The organism is Paracidovorax valerianellae, from assembly GCF_900102625.1.
Lineage (GTDB): Bacteria > Pseudomonadota > Gammaproteobacteria > Burkholderiales > Burkholderiaceae_C > Paracidovorax > Paracidovorax valerianellae.
Window position 1 is genome coordinate 59,436 of the sequence record NZ_FMZC01000014.1, and the last position, 25,497, is coordinate 84,932.

A 25,497-nucleotide genomic window follows, 5' to 3' on the forward strand; every position below is an offset into this window, starting at 1 on the left:
TGGCACAGGGCGGAATTCGCCACCATGCCGAATACCCGGAACATCGGGCGAGCGCGGCGACAAACCTTGCTCAAAACGGAACCTGGTCGGTGGGATATCTCCAGAAATCCCTCAACAGATAGCTCACGGGAAGATTGAGCGCGCGGTTGGACGGCGGGATGGGCTGCGCGAACCACTTGTCGTAGATGGGATAGATCTCGCGGCTGGTGATCAGGCGGCGCATTTCGTCGTCCACCAGCTTCTTGAACGCGGGATCGTTCTTGGGCAGCATGATGGCCAGCGGCTCGGTGGTGATGAACTTGCCGACCACCTTGAGCGCGGCAGGATTGGGGCGGTTGGAGGCCAGGCCGTACAGCAGCACATCGTCCATGGCGAAGGCATCGGCCTCGCCCTTTTCCACCATCTCGACGGCCTTGGCGTGGTCCGGCGCTTCGATGACATTGATCTGCAGCAGGCGCTCGCGGTTGATCTGCTGGGCGGCCTTGAGCGGCGTGGTGCCCTTGGTCGAGACGAGCTTCTTGCCGCTCAGGTCTTCGATGCGGTCCACATTGCTCTGGGCTGGCACCAGCAGGCGGGCACCGGTGATGAAATGCGGCACGGTGAACGCCACGGCCTGGCGCCGCTCGGCATTGTTGGTGGTGGAGCCGCACTCCATGTCGGCGCGGCCTTTTTCGATGGTTTCGAGGCGGTTGGCCGATGTGACCGGCACGAAATCGACTTCCATGTCCTTGCGGCCGGTCTTCTTGCGAACGACCTCAGCGATCCGCTGGCACAGGTCCACCGCGTAGCCGATGGGCTTGCCGCCCTCAACATACGAAAACGGCACCGAGGATTCGCGGTAAGCCAGAACCAGCTTGCCGCCCGCCGAGACGCGGTCGAGAACACCCTGGGCAGAAACAGCCATGCCCCACCAGCACAAGGCTGCGGCGACCCCAATGGGCTTCCAGCGGAATGTTTTCATGGCTTGTCTCAAAGTTCGGAAGTTCTAACCTGAGCAAACACTGTGCCAGGCCGGGCCTCTCTGTTGGGCGAAGGCTTTTGCACTTCGCTCCGGACGCCGGGACGGAATGTACGTCCCGACACATAGTCTTTCCAATGCCAATTGCGCTGTGGAATTATGCAATTGACACATAACGTGCCCGCCGCGTCAAAGGGGCTTGTCCGTACTGTGGGCTTGCAGATAAGTCCAGAGCGACTGCACGATGCCTTTGGACGGCTCCTTGCCGGAAGGCTTCTCGCGGTAGGCCCGCACCTCCATGGCCATCTGCAGATCCTCCACGCCAGAGGGCGCAGCGCTCACCAGGCGGCGCGAGCGGAGTTCCTTCTTGACGGCGCTGTGCGGCAGGAAGGCGACCCCGTGGCCCTCCACCGCCATGGCCTTGAGGCCCTCGGCCATGTCGGTCTCGTAGACCCGGTCCAGGTGAATGGCCGTGCCCGATTGTTTGAGGATCAATTCCGTCACGCGGCCCAGATACGCCCCGGGCGCGTACCCCAGATAGGGCAGCGGCTCGCCGGCCCGGCCCGGCAGGCTGAACAGCGGCCGGCCGTCCGCATCGGCGCGCGAATACGGCGACAGGATTTCCTGGCCCAGCGTCACCATTTCATAGCGGTCGGCATCGAGCTGGAACGGCTGCGAGGGATGGTGATAGGCGATCAGCAGATCGCACCCGCCTTCCACCAGGCGCAGCACCGCGTCGTGCACGTTGAGCGCGATCAGGCGGCTCTTGACCGGCCCGAAGCGCTCACGCAGGCTCGAAAGCCATGCGGGAAAGAACGTGAACGCCAGGGTGTGGGGCACCGCGAACTCGATCATGTCCTTGCCCGCGCTGGTGTGGGCCCGCAGCATGGCGCGGGTGTTCTGCATGGCCTGCAGCATCTCCAGCGCCTCCTCGTAGAGGGTCTTGCCCGCGGGGGTGAGGCGGGTCGGGTAGGAGCTGCGGTCCACCAGATCGGTGCCGGCCCAGGCCTCCAGCGCCTGGATGCGGCGCGAAAACGCCGGCTGGGTCACATGGCGCAACTGCGCCGACCGGCTGAAGCTGCGCGTTTCCGCGAGGCTGACGAAATCCTCGAGCCACTTGGTTTCCATGGCGCGCATTATCGGGGCGGGCGCATGTCCCTTGTTCACACCGCCCTGGGGAAACCCTGCACCGGACCCTGCCACGTTTGCTTGCAAAATGGCTTCGGCGTTCCAAGCGCCGCCCCGTCCGGGCCCCTGGCGCACAAGGCTGGTGGGCAGAGTGACCGCATCGCCACGTTGTTCGATCTCACCGACCCTCTGCCTTTCATGTCCCTACCTCCCCCGTCCGGGCCTTCGCCCCATGGCACCGCACCCGCTGCCAAGACCGACGACGATACCCCCCGTTCCCTGCGCATCGAAGACTGGCTCACCGTCATCGTGATGGCGGCCCTGGCCCTCATCACCTTCGCGAACGTGCTGGTGCGCTATTTCACGAATTCCTCGTTCGCCTGGACCGAAGAGATCTCGGTCTTCCTGATGATCGTGCTGGCGCTGGTGGCGGGCTCCGCCGCCGTCGCGCGCGACCAGCACATCCGCATCGAATGGTTCGCCGAAGGCGGCTCGGCCGCGCGCCGGCATGGCCTGGCGCGCTTCGGGGCGCTGATGGTGGCGCTGCTGTTCGGCGTGATCGCCGTGCTGAGCGTGCGCGTGGTGTGGGACGACTACCGCTTCGGCGAGACATCCCCCGGCATCGGCGTGCCGCAGTGGTGGTACTCGGTATGGCTGCCGCTGTTGTCCGCGCTGATCACCTGGCGCGCGGTGGGACTGTTCATCCGCCGGGGCCGCTCGGCGCCGTCGGCGGGCCTGCAGGACACCGCCAAATGATCGCGACCCTGTTGTTCGTGGCGTTCCTCGCCATGATGTTCGTGGGCGTGCCGATCGGCGCGGCCCTGGGCCTGGCGGGCGTAACCGCCATCGCGCTGGCCAATGCCGACAGCCAGTGGTTCGGCCTGCTCGCCGTGCCGCAGAACTTCTACGCCGGCCTGGGCAAATACCCGCTGCTGGCCATTCCGATGTTCGTGCTCGTGGGCTCGATCTTCGACCGCTCCGGCGTGGCGCTGCGGCTCGTGAACTTCGCCGTCGCCATCGTGGGCCGCGGGCCGGGCATGCTGCCGCTGGTCGCCATCGCCGTGGCGATGTTCCTGGGCGGGATTTCGGGTTCGGGCCCGGCCAATGCTGCGGCCGTGGGCGGCGTGATGATCGCGGCCATGTCGCGCGCCGGCTATCCCGGTTCGTTCTCGGCGAGCGTGGTGGGCGCCGCGGCGGCCACCGACATCCTGATTCCGCCGTCGGTCGCGTTCATCATCTATTCGGTGCTGGTGCCGGGCGCCTCGGTGCCCGCACTGTTCGCGGCCGGCATGATTCCCGGCGTGCTCGCGGGCATCGCGCTGATCGTGCCCGCCGTATGGCTATCGCGCCGGCACAAGATGGGTGCGCTCGAATCCTCCATGCCACGCCCGCCGTTCTGGCGCAGCCTGCGCGATGCGTCCTGGGGCCTGGCCGCGCCGGTGCTGATCCTGGGCGGCATGCGGGCGGGCTGGTTCACGCCCACCGAGGCCGCCGTGGTGGCCGTTTTCTATGGCCTGTTCGTGGGTATGTGCATCCACCGGACCATCAAGGTGCGCGACCTGTTCCCCATCCTGCGCGAGGCCGGCGAGCTGTCGGCCGTGATTCTGCTGGTGGTGTCGCTGGCCGGCATCTTCGCGTTCTCTCTGTCCACGCTGGGCGTGATCGACCCGGTGGCCAAGGCCATCGTGAACTCGGGGCTGGGCGAATATGGCGTGATGGCGCTCCTGATCCTGCTGCTCATCACGGTGGGCATGTTCCTGGACGGCATTTCGATCTTCCTCATCTTCGTGCCGCTGCTGCTGCCCATCATGCAGCACTACCAGTGGGACCCGGTGTGGTTCGGCGTCATCCTCACGCTCAAGGTCGCCCTGGGCCAGTTCACGCCGCCGCTGGCCGTGAACCTGATGGTGTCGTGCCGCATCGCCGGCGTGCGCATGGAGTCCACCGTGCGCTGGGTCGGGCCCATGCTGCTGGCGATGTTCGTCGTCATGGTGCTGGTCATCGCCTTCCCGCAATTGGCGCTGTGGCTGCCGGCCCGCCTGGGCTACTGACCGTCCGCCCCACCCTTTTTCACCGAGAACCAGGAGACTGAAAACATGAAACTGCGCACCTTCCTCACCAGCGCCGTCGCGGCGGCTGCCGCAATCGCCTTCGCCGCGCCGGCCGTGGCCCAGACCTACAAGAGCGAATACCGCATGTCGCTGGTGCTGGGCACGGCATTTCCCTGGGGCAAGGGCGGCGAGCTGTGGGCCAACAAGGTCCGCGAGCGCACGCAAGGCCGCATCAACATCAAGCTGTACCCCGGCGTTTCGCTGATCCAGGGCGACCAGACGCGCGAATTCAGCGCGCTGCGCCAGGGCGTGATCGACATGGCCGTGGGCTCCACCATCAACTGGTCGCCCCAGGTCAAGCCGCTCAACCTGTTCTCACTGCCCTTCCTGTTTCCGGACTATGCAGCCGTCGATGCGGTGACGCAGGGCGAGGTGGGCAAGAGCATTTTCCAGACGCTGGACAAAGCCGGCGTCGTGCCGCTGGCCTGGGGCGAGAACGGCTACCGCGAAATCTCCAATTCCAAGAAGGCCATCAAGAGCCCCGAGGACCTGAAGGGCCTCAAGATCCGCGTGGTCGGCTCGCCCCTGTTCCTGGATACCTTCACGGCACTGGGCGCCAATCCCACGCAGATGAGCTGGGCCGACGCCCAGCCTGCCATGGCCAGCAGCGCTGTCGATGGCCAGGAGAACCCGGTGTCCGTCTACATGGCAGCCAAGCTCTACACCGTGGCGCAAAAGCACGTGACCATGTGGGGCTACATGAACGATCCGCTGATCTTCGTGGTCAACAAGGACATCTGGAACAGCTGGACGCCTGCCGACCGCGAGATCGTCAAGCAGGCCGCCATCGACGCCGGCAAGGAAGAGATCGCCATCGCACGCAAAGGCATGGTCGAGGCCGACAAGCCCCTGCTCAAGGAGATCGCCAGCCACGGGGTAACGGTGACCCAGCTCAGCCCGGCAGAGCGGGAATCTTTCGTGAAGGCCACGCGCCCGGTGTTCGACAAATGGAAGGGCCAGATCGGCGCCGACTTGGTGGACCAGGCCGAAAAGGCGATCGCCGCACGCAAGCCCTGAAGCCGGTGTGCGCCTGGCGCGCCTCCTGAAAAGCAGCGCCAGGCCCGGCACGGGTCTTTTTAGCCCGCCTCTCCGCTTTGCTGCAGCGCCCACATACTGGCGTAACGCCCATTGCGCTCCAGCAGGGCTGTATGGGTGCCGCGCTCGATGATGCGGCCGGCCTCCATCACCAGAATCTCGTGCGCATCGACCACCGTGGAGAGGCGGTGCGCGATCACCAGAGCCGTCTTGTTGCGTGCCGCGCTTTTCAGTTCGGCCTGAATGGCGCGTTCGTTGGCTGAGTCGAGCGCGGATGTGGCCTCGTCGAAGATCAGGATGGGCGGGTTCTTCAGCAGCGTGCGCGCAATGGCCACGCGCTGCTTTTCACCACCGGACAGCTTGAGGCCCCGCTCGCCCACCTGCGTGGCGTAACCCAGCGGCGTCGCGGCGATGAAGCCGTGAATGCGCGCGGCCTGGGCCGCTGCCTCCACCGCTTCCTGGCTGGCGCCCGGATGGCCGTAGGCGATGTTGTAGGCGACGGTGTCGTTGAACAGCACCGTGTCCTGCGGAACGATGCCGATGGCCCGGCGCAGGCTGTCCTGCGTCACGCTCTGGATGTCCTGCCCGGCGATGGTGATGCGGCCCGACTGGATGTCGTAGAAACGAAAGAGCAGGCGCGCCAGCGTGGATTTGCCCGAGCCTGAAGGGCCGACCACCGCCACCGTCTTGCCGGCCGGGATCTCGAAGCTGATGCCATGCAGGATGGGCCGCGCGCTGCCGGCACGGCTTTCATAGGCGAAGTGCACGTCTTCGAAGCGCACCGCCGGATGCTCCAGGTGTGCCAGCGGCTGCGCGCCCGGGGCGTCGGCCACCTCGCGGTCTTTGTCCATCAACGTGAACATCTTGTCCAGGTCGGTCAGGCTCTGCTTGATCTCGCGGTAGATCACGCCGAGGAAATTGAGCGGAATGTAGAGCTGGATCATGAAGGCGTTCACCATGACCAGATCGCCCAGCGTCATGCGACCATCGGCCACGCCCTGCGCAGCGCGCCACAGCATGGCCACGAGGCCGGTGGCGATGATGAGCTGCTGCCCGGTGTTCAGCAGCGACAGCGAGGTCTGGCTCTTGAGGCGCGCATGGCGCAGCCGCTGCAGGCTTTCGTCGTAGCGCTGGGCTTCGAACGCCTCGTTGTTGAAGTATTTGACCGTCTCGTAGTTCAGCAGCGAATCCACGGCCTTCGCGTGCGCCGCGGAGTCGAACTCATTGGCTTGCCGGCGGAACTTGGTGCGCCACTCGGTCAGCAGCACCGTGAACGCGATGTATAGCCCCAGGGCGCCCAGCGTGATCCAGGCAAACCATGCATCGAACTTCACCGCCAGCACGCTGAGCACGAGGAACACCTCCACCAGCGTGGCCCCAATGTTGAACAGGGTGAACGAAATCAGTGACTCGATGCCGCGCACGCCGCGTTCGATGTCGCGCGTCATGCCGCCGGTCTGCCGCTCCAGGTGGAAGCGCAGGCTCAACGCATGCAGGTGCTCGAACGTCTGCAGCGCGATGCTGCGGGCCGCGCCCTGCGTCGCCTTGGCGAAAACCAGTTCCCGCAGTTCGGTCAGGACGGAGGTGGACAGCCGCAGCGCGCCATAGGCCAGCAGCAGGGCCATGGGCACGACGACGACGGCCGTGGGGTCGCTGGGCGAGATCGACATGGCATCGATCAACTGCTTCAACAGCAGTGGCACCCCGACGTTGGCCACCTTGGCGCCGATGACGAACACCAGCGCCGCGATCACCCGCCATTTGTACTGCCAGAGATAGGGAACGAGCCGGCCGAGCGTGGCCCAGTCGGTGCGGGAACGGGCGCCGGATTGCGCGCCCAGGGAGGGGGAGGATTCGCCAGTGGGGCGCATGAAGGACAATTCCGGTTGTTGTTTTTACCGAGATTGTGCCCATGACCGCTCTTCCCAGCGCTGCCCTGACCGAGTTGCCCACCGACAAGGAGTTGGTACTCAAGGTGATTCCGATGCCGGCCGACTGCAATGCCAACGGCGACATCTTCGGCGGCTGGGTCATGGCCCAGGTGGATCTGGCGGGATCGGTCCTGCCGGCGCGCTATGTGCAAGGCCGCATGGCGACCGTCGCGGTGAATGAATTCGTGTTCAAGCAGCCCGTGCGCGTGGGCGACATTCTTTCGTTCTTTTCCGCCGTGACCCGTACCGGGCGTACTTCGGTCACCGTCGAGGTCGAGGTGTATGCGGAGCGCTTTTCAGCGCAGGGCCGGTATGTGAAAGTGACGGAAGCGCGGCTGACCTACGTGGCCATCGATGCAGCCGGCAAACCCCGCCCGTTGCCGGTGGCCAAGGCGCCGGACGGCGACACGGCCGCCTGAAGAAAACGCCGGCCCCGCCGCGTGGCCGTACGCGGCGGGGCCGTTGGCAGAGGAATCGCTGCCGACCGATCAGGCGGCCGCGAGTGCGGGCACCTCGTTGCGAGCGTTCAGGCTGTTGGGGTTGCCCGCGTTGTTGGAGCTGGAGCGTGGCGAGGCATTGGACGTGCCGGCGAAGATTTCACCGGCCAGCTGGCCACCCTCTTCGATCACCACCTTGCCGTAGCGGATCTTGCCGGTCACCTTGCCGGTGCTGTAGATGACGAGCTTTTCACGCACGGTCAGGGTCCCGTCGAACTCGCCGTGGATCTCGGCGATGTCGATCTCGGCGGAGCCCCGGAAAGCGCCCTGCTCTGCGATGTGGATCACGCGGGAATCCATGGTGGCTTCGACCGTGCCTTCGACCACGAGCGTGTCGCAATCGGTGATCTCCACCCCTTTGAGCTTGATGTTCGGGCCCACCGTGAGCTTGCTGCCCACGCCATCGGCCGCGGCACTGGTGGGCGCGGTCGAAGAGGAAGCAGGTTTGGTGGCCGTCGAAGGGGTCGTGGCAGCGGTGCTGGTGCCGCCAGGAACCACAGAGGAAGCGCCACCGAGGACGGACGAAGGGCGAGGCTGGAAAGCGTCGGGTTCACGCTTGCCGAAGAAAGGGTTTTGCACGGCCATCAGATCTCCTTGAAAAAAGGCCATGCTAGAAGCAGCGTTCCGCGAAAACTCCCCGCGTTACGCAAGATCGGTAACCAAACCATTCGATCGTTGCATGCACTTGCATGCCTTGCAGCGACATACATCGCCGCGACCTTTCGTAGGAAGGGATTACGACACGATGTAGGCAGCCGCTCCCGCCGACATGAGCGTGCCGTCCGGCCCGAAGAACTCCATTCGCGTGGTCGCCACGCGCGAGCCCAGTCTCAGCACCTCGGCGCGCAAAGTGAAATGGCTTCCGATGCCAGGCCGCAAATAATCGACGCGCAAGTCGATGGTGCCCAGCTTGCCGAAGCGGTGCAGGCGCTGCGCGGGGGCCTCGTCCATGTGGCGCGAGCCGATGGCCGCCATCACCGCCAATCCGCCCATGGCGTCGAGGCCCGCGCTGATGACGCCGCCATGCACCCGGTTGTAGGCGTAATGCCCCACCAGCTCGGGCTTCATGTCGATGCGCGCCTCCACATGCGTGTGCCCCAGGTGCGTGACCTTGAGCCCCAGCAACTGGTTGAAGACGATGCGTTGCTCGAAGATGTCTTTCAGGCCGTCGATGAACTCCGGCTCGAACGGGGGCGGTGAAGCAGTGGAAGGCGGTGGATTCATTGAGTACGGCAGGTGTTCAAGGCTGAAAGCCCGAGTGGCGCACCACGGGCGCCCATTGGGCCTTGTAGGCGGTCAGCATCTTGTTGGTCTGGTCGCGGGTGCTGACGACAGGCACCATGTCGGCAGCCACGAAACGCGCCTGCAGTGCCGGGTCGGCCATGACCTGGGTCACCGCATCGGCGATGCGGCGGGCCTTGGCGGCAGGTAGCCACGCCGGTGCGTAGAGCACGTTCCAGCCGTGGGCGGCCAAGCCAAGCCCCGCTTCCTTGAACGTGGGCACCGTCGGCAGCGTCGGCGCCCGTTGCTCGCCGGACACCGCCAGGATGCGCAGCTTGCCCGCCTTGTGCAGCGGCTCCAGCGCATCGAGCGTATCGACGGCAATCGGCACATGCCCACCCATCAGGTCGTTGAGCAGGGGCGCCGAGCCCCGGTACCCCACCACCGGCAACTGGAGAGCGAGCTTTTCCCCCAGCATGAGCGAAAAGAAATGGGGCAGGCTGCCGGTGGCCGGAACGCCGGCGGCCAGCTTGTCCTGGTTGGCAATCATCCAGGCGTGCAGGTGGGCGAATTCCTTGACCGGCACGCCGGTGGACACGGCCAGGCCGAACGAATAGCTGGTGATCTGCGACAGCGCGACATAGTCCTTGTCGGGGTCGTAGCCGTTGTCCTTGAACACGAGAGGGGCCACCAGCATGGTGGCCGGATTGGCGAGCACGACCTGGTTCTGGCCCGAGCTGTCCCGGTGCAACTGCTGGACGGCCAACCGCCCACCGGCACCGACCCGGTTTTCCACCACCACCGGCACCCCCAACTGGGGGCCGAGCGCATCGGCCAGCAGCCGCGCCGCGCGGTCCGACGCCCCCCCGGCCGCGTAGGGCACCACCACCTTGAGCGGGCCACCCTCCAGCGGCACCGGCGCTGCGGCGCCCTGCGCCAGCGCCGAGGCCCCCAGCGCAGCGCTGGCCAGCGCTGCACCCCACTGCACAAAGGCGCGGCGCGACAGCGCACGCGACACAACAGCTGGCACAGTTGATTTGGGAGGGGTCATGGCAAGCGTCCTGCAGGAAATGGAAGGTGAGCGGTCAATGTACCGCCAGATTCATGCAATGGGCATCTATCCTTATGCCCCGCCAACGCTGCAAAAACCCTAGGTAGTTCTCCCATTTCCACAAAGGCCGCCGAGCATGCAGGCGCCCTGCAGTGCCGGCAGTGCGTCGGCCTCCATCCCCATGAATCGGGCTAAACCGCGCTGAAATCCGGACGGCGCTTTTCGACGAAGGCGCTGAAAGCCTCGCGCGCTGCCGGCTCCTGCAGCATGCGGCCGAAGCTCGCACCTTCTTCCGCCATGCGTTCCAGCACGGCAGCGGTCTGGCCTTTCTTTATCAGGCGCTTGGTTTCGATCAGTGCGGACAACGGCTTGCCAGCCAACTTGCGCGCCTGGGTCTGGGCCACCATGTTGCATTCCGTGGGCGGCACCACGCGGTTGACCAGACCGACTTCCAGCGCCGCTTCGGCCATGAAGGGCTCGCCCAGCAGCAGCGCCTCGGCGGCGCGGTGGTAGCCCATCATTTGAGGAACGAGCAGACTGGAGGCGGCTTCGGGACACAGTCCCAGGTTGACGAAGGGCATCGAAAACGCCGCGTTGTCGCCGGCATAGACCAGGTCGCAATGAAAGAGCATCGTGGTGCCGATGCCCACGGCCGGCCCGCAGACCGCAGCCACCACCGGCTTCGGAAACGTAGCGATGCCGCGCAGAAAGCGGAACACCGGCGAATCCTGCGTCGAGGGCGGCTTGTTCAAGAAGTCGCCGATGTCGTTGCCGGCGCTGAAGATGGCCACGTCGCCCTGCAACACCACGACCCGCACCGCGCCGTCGGCGGAGGCGGCTTCCAGGGCATCCGCCAGCGCGGCGTACATCGCCGTGGTGATGGAGTTCTTCTTTTCCACGCGGTTGAAGGTGATGGTGGTCACACCGGATTCGGTGTGAACGAGGATGTCCTGGTTCGCGGTCGCGGTCGCGGCCGCGATGTGGGTGTCGGTCATGGAAAAACTCCTGCCATGCAAATCAAATTCGGGAAGGGGGCCAAGCAAAGGGGTGCACGGGATGAACCCGGCACCTCATTCCTTGTAATAAACGATCTGGTGGCTGCTGGCCAGCATGGTGCCGGCCTCGTTCCACAGTTGCGCAGTCTGGTCGAAAAAGCCGTTGCGAAACTCCTGGGCGCGCGCCTGGCCCAGCAGGAAGCCCGTGCCCGTGGCTGCCAACTGTGCGCTGCCGGCATGGAAATACACCGTGAGCGACACCGTTCCGGCAGGCACCCGATGGGCACGGCGCAGCCACACCCGCGGAAAAAACACGTCCGCCAGCCCCGCCAGCGCGCAGAAGTCCAGCGGGCGGGCCGGCGCATCGCGCATCCAAAACTGCGTGAGGCTGTTGTCGCCGCCGCCGTCCCAGCGCTGCGGCAGGCCGCCGGCCACCGCGCGCAACTCATACCGGTCGAGCCAGGCGACGCCCAGCCCTTTGGGCACCGGTTCCAGCGTGTCGGGGCCGGGGGCTTGCGGCATGGGCGTATCGGTCGCGCTCCAGGTCTCGCGGCGTGCGGCCGTCACCGCCGTGCCAGTGGTGGTCACAGCCGGCGCACCGTCGGTGCCTGACTGCACGATGGACAGCGTCCAGTGCTGGGTGGACCGGTTGGTGCGCACCGGCGTGGCGTGCACGGTGAAGGCGCCTTCGGCCACGGCACCCGCGTAGTTAACGGTGAGCGACAAGGGCTCGCCCAGGCGGTCGGGGTGCTGCATGACGGCCTGCAGCAGCGTGGCGGCGGTAGCGCCGCCAAAGGGGCCGACCATGTTCCAGTAGGAAGGCGTGGTGCGCCCGGCGAACTGGCCGGGGCCGGCCGGCTGCAGCGCCAGCGCGTCATCCAGGGGGTGGAGTTCGGAGGTCATGGAGTGCGAGTGTGACGCGAAAGGCCCGGCCGCGCGGTCATGCCCGCGACGCCCGGGCACCTAGCGCTCAGACACGTTCGAAGATGCCGGCTGCGCCCTGCCCCATGCCCACGCACATGGTCACCATGCCGTACTTCAGGTTCTTGCGGCGCAGCGCATGCACCACCGTGGCCGCGCGGATGGCGCCCGTGGCGCCCAGCGGATGGCCCAGCGCAATCGCACCGCCCATCGGGTTCACCTTGGACGGGTCCAGCCCCAGTTGGCGCACCACAGCCAGCGACTGCGCAGCGAAGGCTTCGTTCAATTCGAACCAGTCGATGTCTTCGTGCTTCAGGCCCGCGTACCGCAGCGCGGCCGGAATCGCCTCGATGGGGCCGATGCCCATGATGCTGGGCGGCACGCCCTTGCTGGCGAAGCTCACGAAGCGCGCCAGCGGCGTGAGGCCGAAGCGCTTGACGGCCGCTTCGCTGGCCAGGATCAGCGCGCCCGCGCCGTCGCTGGTCTGCGAGCTGTTGCCCGCCGTGACCGAGCCCCGCGCGGCGAACACCGTCTTGAGTTTGGCCAGGCCTTCCAGCGACGTGTCGGGCCGTGCGCCTTCGTCGAGCGTGACGGTGCGCGTCTTGGCGATGCTTTCGCCGGTGTCCAGGTCGGCCGTGCGGTCGGTCACTTCGATGGGCGTGATCTCGTCGGTGAACTCACCGGCCTGCTGCGCCGCCAGCGCCTTCTGGTGCGACTGCAGCGCGAAGGCGTCCTGGTCTTCGCGCGACACCTTCCATTGCTGCGCCACCTTCTCGGCGGTCAGGCCCATGCCGTAGGCGATGCCCACATCGTCATCCTTGGCGAAGATGCTGGGCGACAGCGAGGGCGTGTTGCCCATCATGGGCACCATGCTCATGCTCTCGACCCCGGCGGCGATCATCACGTCGGCCTCGCCCACGCGGATGCGGTCGGCCGCCATCTGCACGGCCGACAGGCCGGAGGCGCAGAAGCGGTTCACGGTGATGCCGCCCACGCTGGTGGGCAGCCCCGCCAGCACGGCGCCGATGCGCGCCACGTTCAAGCCCTGGGCGCCTTCGGGAATGGCGCAGCCGCAGATGATGTCCTCAATGGACGCCGGGTCCAGCCCCGGCACCTGGGCCAATGCGGCCTTCAGCGTGGTGGCCAGCAGGTCATCCGGGCGGGTGTTGCGGAAATAACCGCGGTGCGATTTGCCGATGGGCGTGCGCGTGGCGGCGACGATGTAGGCGTCCTGCATTTGTTGGGCCATGGAGAAAGCTCCTTCGTTCATTCGTTCGGTTGTGCCGTGGGTTCGATCAATGCGTCGTCCGTCGATGCATCGATCGGTCCCACGATCAGTCAGTCATTTGGCGGGGCGGCTGGAGGGAACCCAGGCCCACGTGAATTCGCATTCCACCGGCTCGATGCCGGCCTCGTCCGTCACGGTGACCTGCACCTGCATCTCGCCCTTGTCGGTGTCGCGCAAGGCCTCGCGCTGCGCGTCGGTCAGCACCGCCACGGCACGCATGGCGCCCGTGGCACGTTGACGGAAGACCATCTTCAGGTTCTTCGCCAGCGGCAGGCAGTCGTCGCGCACGTTCAGGCCGATGGCCATGCCCGTGGCCGTTTCGGCCAGCAGGTTCATGGCCGACGCATGGATGCCGCCGATGTGGTTCTGCACGCGGTGCTCGTTGGGCAGGCGCACTTCCACCCGGTTCGGCGACATTTCGATGAACTCCACCCGCGCCGTGCGGGTGAAGGGCACGGCACGGCGCAGCACCAGGTTGCGCACCCAGGGGCGCAGGAACTTCGGCACATCGTCCAGCTGCTCCAGTTGCAACTGCATGCGGTTGGGTGGAAAGGCCGAAGCGGAAGAAGCAGAGGCGGTCATGTCGGTGCTCAAGCCGGCCCCGGTCAGTTGCGCACCGGCTTGCCGGTGGACAGCATGCCCAGGATGCGTTCCTGCGACTTGGGGTGCTGGATGAGCGCGCAGAATGCCTTGCGCTCCAGCGCCATCAGGTATTCCTCGCTCACCAGCGTGCCCGCGTCCACGTCGCCGCCGCACACGATCTCGGCGATCAGCGTGGCGATGTGCTGGTCGTGGTCGCTGATGAAGCCGCCGTCGCGCATGTTCACCAGCGAGCCGCGAATGGTGGCGACACCGCTGCGCCCGGCCACCGGGAACAGCCGCTTGTTCGGCGCGCGCCAGCCGCTGGCGGCCATGGCCTTCGCTTCGTTCAGCGCGACGAACAGCACTTCGTCCTTGTGCGGCACGACGATGTCGCTGTCCAGAAGGTAGCCGAGCTTCTTCGATTCCAGCGCGCTGGTGCCCACCTTGGCCATGGCCGCGGCGGTGAAGCCTTCAGTCAGGAAGGGCAGCAGGTCCTTGCCCGTGGACGCGGCGGCGTTCTCGGCCGCGCGGCGGGCGATGTAGGTCAGTCCGCCGGCGCCGGGCACCAGGCCCACGCCCACTTCCACCAGGCCGATGTAGCTTTCCATGTGCGCGACGCGGCGGGCCGAGTACACGGCCAGCTCGCAACCGCCGCCCAGCGCCATGCCGTGGATGGCCGAGATGACGGGCACCTGGGCGTAGCGCAGGCGCAGCATCAGGTTCTGCAGTTCCTGCTCCACGCTTTCGATGGCCGAGACGCCGGCCACGACGAACGCGGGCATGGTGGCCGCCAGGTCGGCGCCCACGCTGAAGGGGCCATCGCCCGACCAGATCACCAGCGCGTCGTACTCGCGCTCGGCGGTGTCGATGGCCTCCATCAAGCCTTCCATCACATCGGGGCTGATCGCGTGCATCTTGCTCTGGATGCTGGCGATCAGGACCCGGCTGCCGGAGGGGCCTGCACCCTTGTCCAGCGTCCAGGTGCGCAGTGCGTCGGACTCGCTGATGGTCGTGCCGGCCGTGCGCCAGTCGGGCAGATTCTCGCCCAGCAGCTTTTCAGGAAAGTGCTGGCGTTCGTACACCGGCAGATGGCGGCGCGGCACGAAGCGGTTCTGCGAGGCACTCCACGAGCCTTCGGCCGTGTGCACGCCGCCCGCGTCGGCCACCGGGCCCTTGAAGACCCATTCCGGCAGCGGCGCCTTCGACAGCGCCTTGCCCGTGTCGATGTCTTCCTGAATCATCTTCGCCACGTCGAGCCAGCCAGCCTCCTGCCACAGCTCGAACGGGCCCTGCTTCATGCCGAAGCCCCAGCGCATGGCCTGGTCCACGTCGCGCGCGTTGTCGGCAATCGTTGCCAGGTGCACGGCGGCGTAGTGAAAGCTGTTGCGCAGAATGGCCCAGAGGAACTGGCCCTGCGCACCCTCGGCATTGCGCAGCAGCTTCAGACGCTCGGCGGCAGGCCGCTTCAGCATGCGGGCATACACCTCGTCGGCCTTCTGGCCGCCGGGCACGTACTCGCCGCTTTCCAGGTCGAAACGCAGGATGTCGCGGCCCACCTTCTTGTAGAAGCCGGCCTTCGATTTCTGGCCCAGCTGCTTCAGTTCGATCAGCTTGTTCAGCACCTCGGGGGTGCCGAAGCTGCCATAGAACGGATCGGTTTCTTCCGTCAGGTTGTCCTGCAGCGTCTTGATGACGTGGGCCATCGTGTCCAGACCCACCACGTCGGCGGTGCGGAAGGTGCCGCTGGACGCGCGGCCCAGCTTCTTGCCGGTGAGGTCATCGACCACGTCGAAGGTCAGGCCGAAGTTCTCCACCTCTTTCATCGTGGCCAGCATGCCGGCGATGCCGACGCGGTTGGCGATGAAGTTGGGCGTGTCGTGCGCGCGCACCACGCCCTTGCCGAGGCCGCTGGTCACGAAGGCTTCGAGCTGGTCGAGCACTTCCGGCCTGGTGGTGGGCGTGTCGATCAGCTCCACCAGCGCCATGTAGCGCGGCGGATTGAAGAAGTGAATGCCGCAAAAGCGTGGCTTGATGGCATCGGGCAGCGCTTCGGACAGCTTGGTGATCGACAGCCCCGACGTGTTGGACGCCACGATGGCGTGCGGCGCAATGAAGGGCGCGATCTTCTGGTACAGGTCGAGCTTCCAGTCCATGCGCTCGGCAATCGCCTCGATGATGAGGTCGCAGCCGCGCAGTTGCTCCAGATGCTCTTCGTAGTTGGCCTGGCCGATCAGCGCAGCGTCTTCCACCACGCCCAGCGGCGCGGGCTTGAGCTTCTTCAGCCCGTCGATGGCCTTGGTGACGATGCCGTTCTTCGGGCCTTCCTTGGCAGGAAGATCAAAGAGAACGACCGGCACCTTCACGTTGGCGAGGTGGGCGGCGATCTGCGCACCCATCACGCCCGCGCCGAGCACGGCGACTTTCTTCACTTGGAATCGGGACATGTTTGGTTTCTTGTGAATGGTTGTGGGCTGCGCTTACTGCACGCGCTGCCAGACCTGTGTGCGCCAGAAGGGGCCCAAATAGCCGCGCACTTCCATCTTGGCGCCGCCGTCGATGGGCGTGAAGCTGGCGCGGTATTCCTTGCCGTTCTCGGGGTCGAGGATCTTGCCGCCTTCCCACACGTCCTTGCCTTCGGCTTTCTTGCCGCCCCGGATGATCTCCAGCCCGGCGATGGGCTGGCCCTTGCGGTCGTCCGTGCATTCGGTGCAGGTGGCGTCCGGTGCCGTGTCTTTCTTCAGCGACTTCTCGATGCGCCCACTGAGCGCACCGCCCGCTTCGGTGACGCGGATCTCGGCCTTCGCCTCGCCCGTCTTGTCGTCGATGCTGCGCCACCCACCCACGGGCGACATCTGGGCCCATGCGGGGGCGGAAATTGCTACAAATGCTATAGCTGCTAGCGCTTTATTCATAACGGCTCCAGTGCAAAAAGGCTTGAAGTTCGGCAAAGCGGCCCGGCGGTCAGGCCAGCGCGGCGTCGGTGTCCATCAGCGGCTTGGCGCCGGCGCGTGCCGTGCGCATCAGCGTGGCCGTCTCGGGGAACAGCTTGGCGAAGTAGAAACGCGCGGTCTGCAGCTTGCCCACATAGAACGGGTCGTTGTTGCCGGCAGCGATCTCGCGCAGCGCCACCTGGGCCATGCGGGCGAACAGGTAGCCGAACACCAGGTGGCCGGCCACGCGCAGGTAGTCCACCGCAGCGGCGCCCACTTCGTCGGGGTTCTGGAAGCCCTTGAAGCCGATCTCGGTGGTGAACTTGGTCATCTGGTCGCCCAGGTAGGCGATGGGGTTGATGAACTCGGCCATCTTCTCGTTCACGCCCTCTTCCGCCACCAGTTGGCCCACCAGCTTGCCGAATTTTTTGAGCGTGGCGCCGTTGTTGCCCAGCACCTTGCGGCCCAGCAGGTCCAGCGACTGGATGGTGTTGGTGCCTTCGTAGATCATGTTGATGCGGTTGTCCCGCACGAACTGCTCCATGCCCCATTCCTTGATGAAGCCGTGGCCGCCGAAGACCTGCATGCAGTGGTTGGTGGCGATGTGGCCGTTGTCGGTGATGAAAGCCTTCACGATGGGCGTCAGCAGCGCCACCAGTTCGTCCGAATCCTTGCGCACCTTCTCGTCGGGGTGGCTGTGCGCCTTGTCCAGCAGCAGCGTGCAGTAGATCTGCAGCGCGCGGGCGCCTTCGGCATACGCCTTGGCGGTCAGCAGCATCTTGCGCACGTCCGGGTGCACGATGATCGGGTCGGCGTCCTTGTCCTTGGCCTTGGTGCCCGACAGGCTGCGCATCTGCGTGCGGTCCTTGGCATAGGCCAGCGCGTTCTGGTAGGCCACCTCGGTCAGCCCCAGCGACTGGTTGCCCACGCCCAGGCGAGCGGCATTCATCATCACGAACATGGCCTGCAGGCCCTTGTGCGGCTGGCCCACCAGCGTGCCGATGGCACCGTCGATGGCGATCTGCGCGGTGGCGTTGCCGTGGATGCCCATCTTGTGCTCCAGCCCGGCGCAGAAGATCGGGTTGCGCTCGCCCAGCGAGCCGTCGGCATTGACGTGGTACTTGGGCACGATGAACAGGCTGATGCCCTTGCTGCCCTTGGGCGCATCGGGCAGGCGGGCCAGCACCAGGTGGACGATGTTCTCGGTGAAATCGTGCTCGCCAGCGCTGATGAAGATCTTGTTGCCGGTGATCTTGTAGGTGCCTTCGGGGGCGCCAGCCACGGGCTCGGCCTTGGTGCGCAGCAGGCCCAGGTCGGTGCCACAGTGCGGTTCGGTCAGGCACATGGTGCCGGTCCATTCGCCGCTGGTGAGCTTGGGCAGGTACAGGCGCTTTTGCTCTTCGGTGCCGTGCGCGTGCAGGGCTTCGTAGGCGCCGTGCGACAGGCCGGGGTACATCGTCCAGGCCTGATTGGCGCTGTTGAGCATTTCGTACAGGCACTGGTTCAGCACGAACGGCAGGCCCTGGCCACCGTATTCGGTCTCGCAGCTCAGCGCTGCCCAGCCGCCTTCCACGTATTGAGCGTAAGCCTCCTTGAAGCCCTTGGGCGTGGTCACCTCGTGCGTCGTCTTGTCGAGCGTGCAGCCCTCTTCGTCACCCGTGATGTTCAGCGGGAACGCCACGCCGGCGGCAAACTTGCCCGCCTCTTCCAGCACGGCATTGATGGTGTCGGTGTCCACTTCGGCATGCTTGGGCAAGGCCTGGAATTCTTCCGCCACCTTGAACACCTCGTGCAGTACGAATTGCATGTCGCGAAGGGGCGGCGTGTAGGTCGGCATGGGGAGGCTCCTTGGATGGAAAAGATGAATGAAAAAAGAAAGAAGGGACGAAGAATCGGAAAGCAAAAACGCGAAACGGTTCAGTCAGCCACAGGCGCCGGTGCGCCATAGCGGGTGAGAATGCTGTCGAAGCCGGCATTGGCACGGTCGATGGAGCCGGGCGTCTGCAAGAACCGCGCTTCGTAGTGCAGCGCCAGGATGAGGCCATGAATCTCGAACAGCATTTGCTCGGCATTCACGTCGCCACGCAACTCGCCCTGCTCCTTGCACTGGTCGATGGCACGCTTCATGGCGGCCAGCCAGGTCAGCACGGAACTGGCCAGGGCATCGCGCACGGGACCGGTGCGGTCGTCGAACTCGACCGCGCCGCTGATATAGATGCAGCCGGAATCGATTTCGATGGAAGTGCGCTTCATCCAGTTGGCGAACAGCGCCCGCAGCCGCGGCAGGCCACGCGGGGCGGACACGGCGGGGTAGAACACTTCCTGCTCGAAGCGCGCGTGGTATTCGCGGATGACGGAGATCTGCAGTTCCTCGCGCGAACCGAAGTGGGCGAACACGCCGGACTTGCTCATGCCCGTCACGTCCGCCAGCGCACCGATCGACAAGCCTTCCAGCCCGATGTGCGTCGCCAGGCCCAGCGCAGCCTCGACGATCGCGGCCTTGGTCTGCTGGCCTTTTTGCAAGGCGCGGCCTTCGCGGGTGCTGGCGGAGCGAACGGGGCGGGAAGAAAGAGGGGTGACCGGCATGGGGAAAATAAAACGAACGATCGTGCTATTTTGCATGAAAATTCGCCGATTGCCCATTTCCAGGTTCGCGGCGCAGGCTCTCGCGGGTAAACCCCTAATGGGCGGCATTGGGACTCAAAGTCTTCGCCGATGACGAATGGCACCCCTGCCGAGTTTCCTTGCAGGGAAGGATTGCCCGATGAAAGATCGAGCGGCGTGTTGCCGCTCAAGGCCAGCAGTGCGCTACAGCAGCAGCGCGAGCGTCGCTTCGAGTTGTTCGCTCGGCACGCGCCGAAAGCCGGACCGGGCATGCCTCTGCAGCCGCCCACGCACTAGGTCGCACAGCGCCGCAGCCCGCACTTGGGCATCGACCGTAGGGGTTTCGACGCCTGCCGCCTGCGCTGCAGGGCGCAGGCATTGCCGCAGGCTCGATTCGATCTTGTCGAAGAACTGGTTCATGCGCTGCTGCAGGCGCTCGTTCTCCAGAACGAGGGCGTCGCCGACCATCACGCGCACCATGCCCGGGTTGCGTTCGCCGAATTGCAGCACCATGGCCACGATGCGGGCGGCCTGCTGGGTACCGGAGGCATCGCTCTGGGCGCCGCGCTCCATGATCTGGTTCACGAGGGTCAGGACCGATTGCTCGATGAAGTCGATCAATCCCTCAAACATCTGCGCCTTGCTGGCGAAGTGCCGGTACAACGCCGCCTCGCTGACCGACAGGCGGGCCGCCAGTGCGGCCGTGGTGATGCGCTCCGAGCCGGGCTGCTCCAGCATGCCGGCCAACGCCTGGAGGATCTGCACCCGTCGCTCCCCCGGCTTGGGGCGCTTGCGCACTGCGGGGGCGTCGGGGGCCACAGCAGTGGTGGATTCGGTCAGGGGCAGGGTTTCGGACATGGGCAACAGATGTATGCAATTGATTCTCGCACACGGCCTTGGCGCACCGTCGAGCTGCAACTGCGCGCATTGCCGCAGGCCGTGGCGCCCTGCCCACGCCAGGAGATTCACTGTTTAGAGGGCTTTGCGCCCGGGCGCAAAAAGCACGGTGACGACAAGTCCTCGTCCGTCCGGACCGCTCCCCAGGCCCAGCGCCGCGCCATGCACCCGCGCGATTTCATCGGCGATGGCAAGGCCCAGGCCGGTGCCCTCCCCTTCCGCCCCGGGGACGCGGTAAAAGCGCTGCAGCACCCGCGCCTGCTCCGCATCGGGAATGCCGGGCCCGTCGTCCTCGACCTGCAGGAAGGCGCCGCCGTTGGCAGCAGCGCCGCAGCGGATGGTGACCGCGCCGCCGGTGGCCGTGTATTTGATGGCGTTGTCCACCAGATTCGTCAGCAATTCGCGCAGCAGCCAGCCGTGGCCCACGGCGCGGGCTGGCGCGACCTCCAGTCCCAGGTCCAGGCCCTTGGCAGTGGCAGCGTCGAGAAACGCCTCCAGCAGGCTCTCGCACAGGTCCTTCAGATCGACGCTCTGCATGGCCTGCGCGTCCAGGCTGCGGGCGTCGGCACGCGACAGCGCCAGCAGCTGGTGCGCCAGCTTGGACGTGCGGCGCGTGGCCTGCCGGAGCTTCTCGATCTGGTCCGCTCCTAAATATATAGCACCCTGCCTTAGGGGAATATGCGCTGGAGCCTGATTTGATTCAAAGCCTCTTCGATCGCTGCCAGCCTGCGCGGACAGGGCCCAGGCCTCGACCTGCGCCTGCAAGCTGGCCAGGGGCGTGCGCAACTGGTGCGCGGCATCGGCCACAAAGCGGCGCTGGCCCTCGGCCTGCTCGTTCACCAGGGCGAACAGCCGGTTCAGCGAATACACCAGGGGCCGCACCTCGACGGGCGAGGCCGCTTCGTCGATGGGGCTCAGGTCGCGGGGGGAGCGCCGGGCCACCGCTTCCGCCAGGTCCACCAGCGGCTTGAACGCGCGGCGCACGGCCCAGTGGATGGCCAGCGCCGCGGCCGCCACCAGCACCAGGTTGGGCAGCAGCACGCGCAGCAGCATCTGCTTGCCCCACTGCTGGCGCGGGTCGGAGCCGTCCGCCAGTGCCACGACCAACTCGCCCGCCCCGGTGCGGCTGCGCTGGACGGCAACGCGGTAGGTGACGCTGTCGTGCTCCAGGCTGTGGAACTCCGGGTCGTGCGTGGCCGGCACGGCGCTTTGCACCCAGCGTTCGCCCAGCAGCACGCTGCCGGTCAGGTCCTGCACGCTGTAGCCGGAAAAGCCTGCGTTCTGGCGCAGAAACTCCTCCACCGGCGGGGCGAGCAGCAGCAGCGGCGGCCCCCCATCGCTCACGGGCGGAGCCAGCACCGAATCGGCCAGAGCGGGCAGCAGCCGCAACAGACGCTGGTCGTGCCGGCTGGCGGCTTCGTCCGCCGAGCGGTAATCGAGCCACGCGCCCGCGAGCGCCAGCGCGCACAGGGGCACGATCAGCAGCAGCAAAAGCCGCAGGCGCAACGCGGAGGTCATGGCAGCAGCGGGATGAAAAGAGCGCGCCGGCACCTCAGCCGCGCGGGGGCTGTAGTTCCAGCCGGTAGCCGAAGCCGCGGATGGAGCGCAGCGCCACGCCGTTGGGCTCCAGCTTGCTGCGCAGGCGCGAGACGTACACCTCCACCGCATTGGGCGTGATTTCCTTGTCCCAGCCGGTCAGGGCCTGGAGCAGCTTTTCCTTGCTGGCCGGCTTGGGTGCGTGGATCAGCAGGTATTCCAGCACGGTCCATTCGCGCGGGCCCAGTTCGATCGGCTGGCGCACCGTGGGCTCGCCGGGGGTGCGAATGCTCACGGTGCGGCCGGCGGTGTCCAGCTCCAGCGGACCAAAGCTCAGAATGGCCGTGGTCGCCGCTTGCGAGCGCCGCAGCAGGGCGCGCAGGCGGGCCAGCAGTTCGGGCAGCTCATAAGGCTTGACCATGTAGTCGTCGGCCCCGAGGTCCAGGCCCTGGACCCGGTCGTGCAGCGCGTCGCGGGCGGTGAGGATGAGCACCGGCATCGCAGGGTGGGCCATCTCGGGGCGGCGCAGGCAGCGGGTGAGCTCCAGCCCGTCCATGCCCGGCAGGCCGATGTCGATGATCGCGGCATCGAACGATTCGGTGCGCAGCACCTCTTCGGCACGCTCGCCGCTGCCCACCCAATCGACGGCATAGCCTGCGTCGGTCAGCCCCAGCTTGATGCCGCTGGCCAGCATGACGTCGTCTTCGACCAGCAGCAGCCGCATCGCGCCGTCAACCGCTCAGGCAAGGCCTGCGCAACGGAAAGAGGCAAGGCGCCGAGCCACCGCGCTGAACGCGGTGACTTGCACTGCGGGCGAGGTGGAGAAACGCATTTCAGTGGCTGCGGATCATGGTGCCGTAGGCCTGCTCGGTCAGGATTTCCAGCAGCATGGCGTGCGGCACGCGGCCGTCGATGATGTGCACGGCATTCACGCCGGCCTTGGCGGCGTCGAGGGCGCCGGCGATCTTGGGCAGCATGCCGCCGGAGATCGTGCCGTCGGCGAACAGCGTGTCGATTTCGCGCGCGGTGAGGTCGGTGAGCAGTTCGCCCGCCTTGTTCAGCACGCCGGGAATGTTGGTGAGCAGCACCAGTTTTTCAGCCTGCAGCACGGTCGCGAGCTTGCTGGCCACCACGTCGGCGTTGATGTTGTAGCTCTCGTTGTTCTCACCGAAGCCGATGGGGCTGATGACGGGAATGAACGCGTCGTCCTGCAGCGCCTTGACCACGCTCGGATCGATGGAGACGATGTCGCCGACCTGGCCGATGTCGTGCTCGATGCTCGGGTCCTTGTTGTCCACCATCTTGAGTTTCTGCGCCCGGATCATGCCGCCGTCACGCCCGGTCAGGCCCACGGCCTTGCCGCCGGCCTGGTTGATCAGGCCCACGATGTCCTGCTGGACCTCGCCGGCAAGCACCCACTCCACGACTTCCATGGTCTCGGCATCGGTCACCCGCATGCCCTGGATGAACTGCCCCTTCTTGCCCAGGCGGTTGAGCGCGGTCTCGATCTGCGGCCCGCCGCCATGCACCACCACCGGGTTCATGCCCACCAGCTTGAGCAGCACCACGTCTTCGGCGAAGTCGGCTTGCAGTGCCGGATCGGTCATGGCGTTGCCGCCGTATTTGATGACCATGGTCTTGCCATGGAACTTGCGGATGTAGGGCAGCGCCTGGGCCAGGATTTCGGCCTTGTCGCGCGGGGCAATCGAAAGAAGGTCGGTCGTCATGAAAAGCTCGCGGCTGAAGGAGCGGTTAGCGATGGAGATGCGCATTGTGCCTTGCTGCCGCCCCGTGGGCGGCACGAAAGCGGTGCCATGGCAGCGTGCGTCACGCGCCGTGGCAAGGCGGCGCGGCTCAGTGCCGCAGCCAGCTGGGCACCTTGAAGCGGACGATGGCCAGATATGCCGAGACGTACGCGATCATGAAGAGCCCGCAAAAGATCACCAGAACGACCGTGTTGCTCCAGAACAGCACGGCGGGCACCACCGTCAGCAGCGTGAAGCCCCAGAGGTAAGGTGAGGTGCGGTTGTTGCGCATGAGCACCCGCCGCGACTCATCGTCGTGGAACACTCCGCGCACGATGCGCCGGTAGATCAGCTGATGAAAATGCAGCGCATCCGCCACGCCGGGCGACACGCCGCGCACCAGCTTGCGGTAGATGGAAAACACCGTTTCCCACACCGGATAGATCAGCAGCAGCATGGGAAACCAGGGAGAGACGTCATGGTTGCGCTGCACCAGCGAGATGCTGCCCAGCGCAATGACCACGCCCCAGATGTAGGAGCCGCCGTCGCCCGCGAAGATCATGCCGCGCGGGTAGTTCCACACCAGAAACCCCGCGGACGCCGCAGCCGTGCAGACGAACAGCGTGGCCAGGGAACGGTCTCCCACCTGGAGGCTGACGTGTGCAAGCGCCAGGCACACGATGAACGCCACCATGCCCGCCAGGCCGTTGTAGCCATCGATGATGTTGAAGGCGTGCGGCAGGCCGGCCACGGCGAGCACCACGATCACCATGCCCAGCCAGGGCGTCTCGGCCAGAAAGGTATCGAGCCAGGGCAGACCCATGCGCTGCACGTTGAGTTGAAGGACCATCAGCGCCAGCCCGCCGGACAGGGCGGTGAGCAGCAGGCGGTAGCGCACGGTAAGCCGCTGGGTCAGGTCTTCGACGATCCCGCCGATGGCCGAGGGCAGCAGCGCCACGATCCACCAGACCACCCAGCCGCCGAGCCGCAAGGAACCCGGATCGCCCATCAAGGACGACTGCAGCATTCCCAGCAGCCAGCTGCAGGCCATGCCGGCCAGCAACGCAGCGCCGCCCAGCCGGGGCACATCACCCAGATGAAACCGCTGGGGCATGGTCTCGCCATACACCGACGCGTGATCTCGCCCCCAGCGGACGATACCCGCGGCCACCAGCGTAGACACCAAAAAAGCAACCAGAGACAACCAGATCATGGAGCGCCGATGGTACGTGCGCGGCCCGTGTCCACTGGTAACAAAGATCTCGCCTGCCGGTACACCGGCGATTGCCAAAGCCGCCACAGGCTGCGCACGTGCCAGACGAGGTATGCGGCGCGGCGGCGGCTGTCGCGCTGGCCCACGTGGCCCACCTGGACCGCCGCCTTTTGCAGGCTCAGGCCCATCAGCCGCATTCGCAGGCTCATATCCACATCCTCGCAATACATGAAATACCTTTCATCGAATCCGTCCAGCGCTTCCCATACTTCCCGACGCATCACCAGGAAGGCCGCGTTCACCCAGTCCACCCGGCGCTCGCGGCGCCCCAGCACTCGCCGGCGCCAGAGCGCCGCGGGCGAGGGCAACTCGCGCTCGGCATCCTGGACCTGGCCGCGCTCGTCCACCTGTTCGGGGTAGGCGCAACCCACGTCGGCCGGCGAAGCCGCCTCGCACAGGGCTGGAAACGGGTTGGCTCCGCGCAAGGCGACGTCGGGGTTCAGCACGCAGACCATGCGCTCCGAAGCCCCCCGCAGTGCGCGGTTGTGGTTGGCGCCGAAGCCCAAAGGCGCGGCGTTGCGCCGAATCTCCAGCAAGAATGGCCAGCCACCGGCAGGCGCCTGCGGCTCGGCCTCCGGCAGGTTCAGCGTGAGCACCACCCGCGTCACGCTGCCTTGGCAGACATGCGCCAGATCCTGCAGCAAGGACTGCACCAAACGGCCGTGGCCGTGGCTGATCACCGAGGCTACCAAGCCCGGTTCTGCATGGGGATATGACGTCATGAACCGCGTATTGTCGTCTCCTTGGCACAACGGGCCGCCAAGCGAGCCGCTGCCATGCGCCCGTCATAATCT

General features: G+C 66.1%; 24 protein-coding genes. 4 read left to right on the plus strand and 20 right to left on the minus strand.

Annotated features, from left to right (window positions below; genetic code table 11):
* Positions 1-70 precede the first annotated feature (70 nt).
* Positions 71-961 (minus strand): amino acid ABC transporter substrate-binding protein, encoded by an 891-nt coding sequence (locus BLT03_RS18825; RefSeq protein WP_092745301.1) that lies wholly within the window; start codon positions 959-961, stop codon positions 71-73.
* A gap of 186 nt (positions 962-1,147) precedes the next feature.
* Positions 1,148-2,086 (minus strand): LysR substrate-binding domain-containing protein, encoded by a 939-nt coding sequence (locus BLT03_RS18830; RefSeq protein ID WP_092745374.1) that lies wholly within the window; start codon positions 2,084-2,086, stop codon positions 1,148-1,150.
* 198 nt (positions 2,087-2,284) lie between these two features.
* Between BLT03_RS18830 and BLT03_RS18835 the strand changes: the two genes are divergently transcribed.
* From BLT03_RS18835 to BLT03_RS18845, 3 genes are read left to right on the plus strand one after another with little or no spacing between them, the layout of a single operon-like run.
* Complete coding sequence (locus BLT03_RS18835; RefSeq protein ID WP_092745375.1) at positions 2,285-2,842, plus strand: TRAP transporter small permease; 558 nt, start codon at positions 2,285-2,287, stop codon at positions 2,840-2,842.
* Entirely contained in the window at positions 2,839-4,137 is a 1,299-nt protein-coding gene (locus BLT03_RS18840) for a TRAP transporter large permease (RefSeq protein ID WP_092745302.1), read from the plus strand. Before BLT03_RS18835 ends, BLT03_RS18840 begins: the two co-directional genes overlap by 4 nt.
* Before the next feature lie 45 nt (positions 4,138-4,182).
* Positions 4,183-5,214 carry a DctP family TRAP transporter solute-binding subunit gene (locus BLT03_RS18845; protein ID WP_092745303.1) on the plus strand — a complete coding sequence of 344 codons (1,032 nt, stop codon included), beginning with the start codon at positions 4,183-4,185 and terminating at the stop codon, positions 5,212-5,214.
* A gap of 59 nt (positions 5,215-5,273) precedes the next feature.
* Here the strand turns inward: BLT03_RS18845 and BLT03_RS18850 are convergent, their stop codons facing one another.
* Positions 5,274-7,103, minus strand: a complete 1,830-nt coding sequence (locus tag BLT03_RS18850) for an ABCB family ABC transporter ATP-binding protein/permease (RefSeq protein WP_092745304.1) — start codon at positions 7,101-7,103, stop codon at positions 5,274-5,276.
* A gap of 41 nt (positions 7,104-7,144) precedes the next feature.
* On the opposite strand from BLT03_RS18850, the gene BLT03_RS18855 reads away from it, so the two are divergent.
* The gene (locus tag BLT03_RS18855) at positions 7,145-7,582 is read left to right on the plus strand and encodes an acyl-CoA thioesterase (RefSeq protein ID WP_092745305.1); all 438 of its coding nucleotides are present in this window, start codon (positions 7,145-7,147) and stop codon (positions 7,580-7,582) included.
* Between the two features lie 69 nt (positions 7,583-7,651).
* On the opposite strand, the gene BLT03_RS18860 is transcribed toward BLT03_RS18855, so the two are convergent.
* The 17 genes from BLT03_RS18860 to BLT03_RS18940 all read right to left on the minus strand — a co-directional run bounded on the left by BLT03_RS18860 (position 7,652) and on the right by BLT03_RS18940 (position 25,425).
* Positions 7,652-8,245: a bactofilin family protein gene (locus tag BLT03_RS18860; RefSeq protein ID WP_092745376.1), complete on the minus strand. Its 594-nt coding sequence runs from the start codon at positions 8,243-8,245 to the stop codon at positions 7,652-7,654.
* Between the two features lie 150 nt (positions 8,246-8,395).
* Positions 8,396-8,884 (minus strand): thioesterase family protein, encoded by a 489-nt coding sequence (locus tag BLT03_RS18865; RefSeq protein ID WP_092745306.1) that lies wholly within the window; start codon positions 8,882-8,884, stop codon positions 8,396-8,398.
* 16 nt (positions 8,885-8,900) lie between these two features.
* The gene (locus BLT03_RS18870) at positions 8,901-9,932 is read right to left on the minus strand and encodes a tripartite tricarboxylate transporter substrate-binding protein (protein WP_092745307.1); all 1,032 of its coding nucleotides are present in this window, start codon (positions 9,930-9,932) and stop codon (positions 8,901-8,903) included.
* A gap of 191 nt (positions 9,933-10,123) precedes the next feature.
* Positions 10,124-10,927, minus strand: a complete 804-nt coding sequence (locus tag BLT03_RS18875; protein WP_092745308.1) for an enoyl-CoA hydratase — start codon at positions 10,925-10,927, stop codon at positions 10,124-10,126.
* A gap of 75 nt (positions 10,928-11,002) precedes the next feature.
* Positions 11,003-11,830 carry an acyl-CoA thioesterase gene (locus BLT03_RS18880; RefSeq protein ID WP_092745309.1) on the minus strand — a complete coding sequence of 276 codons (828 nt, stop codon included), beginning with the start codon at positions 11,828-11,830 and terminating at the stop codon, positions 11,003-11,005.
* A gap of 67 nt (positions 11,831-11,897) precedes the next feature.
* Positions 11,898-13,097 (minus strand): acetyl-CoA C-acyltransferase, encoded by a 1,200-nt coding sequence (locus BLT03_RS18885; RefSeq protein WP_092745377.1) that lies wholly within the window; start codon positions 13,095-13,097, stop codon positions 11,898-11,900.
* A 93-nt stretch (positions 13,098-13,190) separates the two neighbouring features.
* On the minus strand, positions 13,191-13,718 hold the full coding sequence (locus BLT03_RS18890; RefSeq protein WP_092745310.1) for a DUF4442 domain-containing protein: 528 nt from the start codon (positions 13,716-13,718) through the stop codon (positions 13,191-13,193).
* 23 nt (positions 13,719-13,741) lie between these two features.
* On the minus strand, positions 13,742-16,162 hold the full coding sequence (locus tag BLT03_RS18895; RefSeq protein ID WP_092745311.1) for a 3-hydroxyacyl-CoA dehydrogenase/enoyl-CoA hydratase family protein: 2,421 nt from the start codon (positions 16,160-16,162) through the stop codon (positions 13,742-13,744).
* Positions 16,163-16,195: 33 nt separating this feature from the next.
* Entirely contained in the window at positions 16,196-16,630 is a 435-nt protein-coding gene (locus BLT03_RS18900; protein WP_092745312.1) for a DUF2147 domain-containing protein, read from the minus strand.
* A 49-nt stretch (positions 16,631-16,679) separates the two neighbouring features.
* Positions 16,680-18,485 (minus strand): acyl-CoA dehydrogenase C-terminal domain-containing protein, encoded by a 1,806-nt coding sequence (locus BLT03_RS18905; protein WP_092745313.1) that lies wholly within the window; start codon positions 18,483-18,485, stop codon positions 16,680-16,682.
* 80 nt (positions 18,486-18,565) lie between these two features.
* Positions 18,566-19,234, minus strand: coding sequence for a TetR/AcrR family transcriptional regulator (locus BLT03_RS18910; protein WP_092745314.1), 669 nt, complete (start codon positions 19,232-19,234; stop codon positions 18,566-18,568).
* Positions 19,235-19,456: 222 nt separating this feature from the next.
* Positions 19,457-20,110, minus strand: coding sequence for a nucleoid occlusion factor SlmA (slmA, locus tag BLT03_RS18915; protein ID WP_092745315.1), 654 nt, complete (start codon positions 20,108-20,110; stop codon positions 19,457-19,459).
* Between the two features lie 114 nt (positions 20,111-20,224).
* Positions 20,225-21,667 (minus strand): ATP-binding protein, encoded by a 1,443-nt coding sequence (locus BLT03_RS18920; protein WP_092745316.1) that lies wholly within the window; start codon positions 21,665-21,667, stop codon positions 20,225-20,227.
* A 34-nt stretch (positions 21,668-21,701) separates the two neighbouring features.
* On the minus strand, positions 21,702-22,409 hold the full coding sequence (locus BLT03_RS18925; protein ID WP_092745317.1) for a response regulator transcription factor: 708 nt from the start codon (positions 22,407-22,409) through the stop codon (positions 21,702-21,704).
* A gap of 109 nt (positions 22,410-22,518) precedes the next feature.
* Positions 22,519-23,412, minus strand: a complete 894-nt coding sequence (argB, locus tag BLT03_RS18930; protein ID WP_092745378.1) for an acetylglutamate kinase — start codon at positions 23,410-23,412, stop codon at positions 22,519-22,521.
* A 127-nt stretch (positions 23,413-23,539) separates the two neighbouring features.
* The gene (locus tag BLT03_RS18935; protein WP_092745318.1) at positions 23,540-24,643 is read right to left on the minus strand and encodes a glycosyltransferase family 4 protein; all 1,104 of its coding nucleotides are present in this window, start codon (positions 24,641-24,643) and stop codon (positions 23,540-23,542) included.
* Positions 24,640-25,425: a glycosyltransferase family 2 protein gene (locus BLT03_RS18940; protein ID WP_175537806.1), complete on the minus strand. Its 786-nt coding sequence runs from the start codon at positions 25,423-25,425 to the stop codon at positions 24,640-24,642. The genes BLT03_RS18935 and BLT03_RS18940 overlap by 4 nt, the downstream gene beginning before the upstream one ends.
* Positions 25,426-25,497: the final 72 nt, after the last annotated feature.